This is a genomic window from uncultured Nevskia sp., from assembly GCF_903885465.1.
Lineage (GTDB): Bacteria > Pseudomonadota > Gammaproteobacteria > Nevskiales > Nevskiaceae > Nevskia.
In genome coordinates this window covers 1-2,466 of the sequence record NZ_CAISIQ010000506.1, presented here as the reverse complement: position 1 = coordinate 2,466, position 2,466 = coordinate 1, and the positions used below count along the sequence as shown (strand labels likewise).

The 2,466-nt window shown below is 64.1% G+C and carries 3 protein-coding genes and 1 pseudogene; 3 read left to right on the top strand and 1 reads right to left on the bottom strand.

Features of this window, described 5'->3' with window-relative positions:
• Nucleotides 1–548: MFS transporter (locus QZY06_RS19455; RefSeq protein ID WP_295687249.1), on the top strand; the 548-nt coding region annotated here is incomplete at its 5' end.
• On the opposite strand, the gene QZY06_RS19450 is transcribed toward QZY06_RS19455, so the two are convergent.
• Complete coding sequence (locus QZY06_RS19450; RefSeq protein ID WP_295687246.1) at nt 536–1,324, bottom strand: exodeoxyribonuclease III; 789 nt, start codon at nt 1,322–1,324, stop codon at nt 536–538. The two genes, QZY06_RS19455 and QZY06_RS19450, sit on opposite strands and share 13 nt — an antisense overlap.
• A gap of 108 nt (nt 1,325–1,432) precedes the next feature.
• Between QZY06_RS19450 and pyrE the strand changes: the two genes are divergently transcribed.
• The gene (pyrE, locus tag QZY06_RS19445; RefSeq protein WP_295687242.1) at nt 1,433–2,080 is read left to right on the top strand and encodes an orotate phosphoribosyltransferase; all 648 of its coding nucleotides are present in this window, start codon (nt 1,433–1,435) and stop codon (nt 2,078–2,080) included.
• Nucleotides 2,067–2,466: pseudogene (locus QZY06_RS19440) on the top strand (hypothetical protein); the annotation flags it as partial. The gene pyrE and the pseudogene QZY06_RS19440, both read left to right, overlap by 14 nt.

The following is a 2,466-nucleotide window of genomic DNA, read 5'->3' as shown; positions in this document are numbered from 1 at the left end:
TGCTCAACGATCTGCAGTTCACCAACGACGAGATCGCCAAGTACGACGTCGGCTTCGGCTTCATCGCTTATCTGATCGGCATCTTCATCGGCGGCATTCTCTATGCGCGGCTCGGCCTCAAGCGCTCGGTGCTGATCGCGCTGGTGCTGATGGCGGTGTCGAACCTGAGCTTTGCAGCCCTTGCCGCGATCGGCCACAGCCCCTGGTTCCTGGCCTTCACGATCGGCTTCGAGAACATCGCCAGCGGCATCGGCGGCGTGGTGATCGTTGCCTACCTGTCGGCACTGTGTTCGCTGAATTTCACCGCGACGCAGTTCGCACTGCTGTCGGCTGCCGCATCGATTGTCGGCCGCGTGCTGACCGGTTCGACGGCCGGAGCGATGATCGAAGCGTTTGGTTACGTCGAGTTCTACGTGCTGACCACGTTGATCGCGTTGCCCGGCGTCTTCCTGTTCGCGTGGATGTGGCGCGCCGGCCTGATCGACAGCTCGATCGCCGACAACGAGCGCGCCAATGCCGAATCGGCAAGACCGAATCAGTCGGCGTAGTCGATGACCACCGGCGCGTGGTCGGAGAACTTCACGCCCTTGTAGATGTGCGCGGCGGTGATCTTCGCGGCCATCGCCGGCGTGACGATCTGGTAATCGATGCGCCAACCGACGTTGTTCGCATAAGCGTTGCCGCGGTTCGACCACCAGCTGTAAGCCTCGCCTTCCATTTCCGGATGCAGCGAGCGGAAGCCGTCGACCCAACCGAGCCCGTCGGGCAGGGCGCCGAACAGCTCGTCAAGCCAGGCGCGCTCGTGCGGCAGGAAGCCGGAGTTCTTCTGGTTGGAGCGCCAGTTCTTGATGTCGATCTTGGTGTGGGCGATGTTCCAGTCGCCGCAGATCACGTAGTCCCGGCCGCTGGCTTTCCATTCGCGCAGCTTCGGCAGGAAGTACGCGAGGAAGCGGTCTTTCGAAGCCTGGCGCTCCGGGCCGGATGAGCCCGATGGCAGATACAGCGACACCACCGACAAATTGCCGTGGCGCAGTTCCAGATAGCGGCCTTCGTCATCGAATTCCGCTACACCGAGCGTGTCCAGCACGGCATCCGGCTCCTGCTTCGAATAGATCGCCACACCCGCGTAGCCCTTCTTCACGGCGCTGCGGAAATGCGCGAAATAGCCGGCCGGCGCGAAAGTATCGTCACCAGCCAGGTCCTCGATCTGCGCCTTGGTTTCCTGAATGCAGACGTAATCGGCATCGACGGTTTTCAGCCAGTCGAACAGGCCTTTCTTGGCGGCGGAACGGATGCCGTTGGTGTTGATCGAGATGATGCGCATGGCGGAAAGGCGAGGCGGTCGGAGGAGGAGTCCGCGTCATGCTAGCGCAGCCTCGCCGGGCGCTTGTGCGAAACTTTCGGCCCATCGCCGCCTGAAACCGGACCCCGCATGAAGCCGTACCAGACCACCTTTCTCGATCTCGCCCTGAAGGCCGAAGTGCTGAAGTTCGGCAGCTTCACTCTCAAGTCCGGCCGAGTCAGCCCTTACTTCTTCAACCTCGGCCGCATCTCCTCGGGTGCCGCGCTGCGCGATCTCGGCAAGGCTTACGCCGAAGCGCTGATCGCCCACGGCGTCGAGTTCGATCTGCTGTTCGGCCCGGCCTACAAGGGCATTCCGCTGGCGGCGGCGGTCAGCATCGCCTACGCCGAACTCAGCGGCCGCGACCTGCCGTTCGCCTACAACCGCAAGGAAGCCAAGGACCACGGCGAGGGCGGGGTGCTGGTGGGCGCCGATGTCGCCGGCCAGCGGGTCGTGGTGGTCGACGACGTGCTCACCGCCGGCACCGCGCTGCGCGAATCGCATGCACTGCTGAGCCGTGCCGGTGCCCGCCCCGTTTTGGCCATAACTGCCCTGGATCGTCAGGAAGTGGGCGCCAATGGTCGCTCGGCCGTGGCCGAACTGGTCGAGAAAACGGGGTTTGAAGTGGTGTCGCTGGTCACGGTCCAGGACTTGCTCGGCTACCTGCATGAACAAGGTGGACGAGCCGAAGTGGTGGCTGCAATTGCCGATTACCAGCAGCGCTATGGCGTGGCCTGAGCCGCGCGGCCTGCTGATCGGGCTGCTGCTGGCGGGATTGGCTGCGCCCTGGCTATCGCTGCAGGCGGCTACCGTGCAGTGCTGGAAGAACGACGCCGGCCAGCGCATCTGCGGCGATGCGGTGCCGCCGTCCGAAGTGCGGCGTCAGCGTGAGCTGGTCGACCCGCGCGGCATCACCCAGAAAGTGCTGCCGGCGCAGAAATCGGCGGCTCAGGTCGAAGCTGAAGCCCGCACTCAGCGCGAGCACGAACAGGCACTCGCCTACGACCATTATCTGCTGCAGTCCTACACCAGCGTAGCCGACATCGAACGGACCCGGGACGAGCGCATCGGCTCGCTCGATGGCCGTCTGCGGCTGGCTGAAAAGGCGCTCGGCGATACCGAAG

Bases quoted from the DNA above. Each gene is read 5' to 3' on its own strand.
- QZY06_RS19450 (WP_295687246.1), bottom strand. From the start codon at position 1,324: ATGCGCATCATCTCGATCAACACCAACGGCATCCGTTCCGCCGCCAAG.
- pyrE (WP_295687242.1), top strand. From the start codon at position 1,433: ATGAAGCCGTACCAGACCACCTTTCTCGATCTCGCCCTGAAGGCCGAA.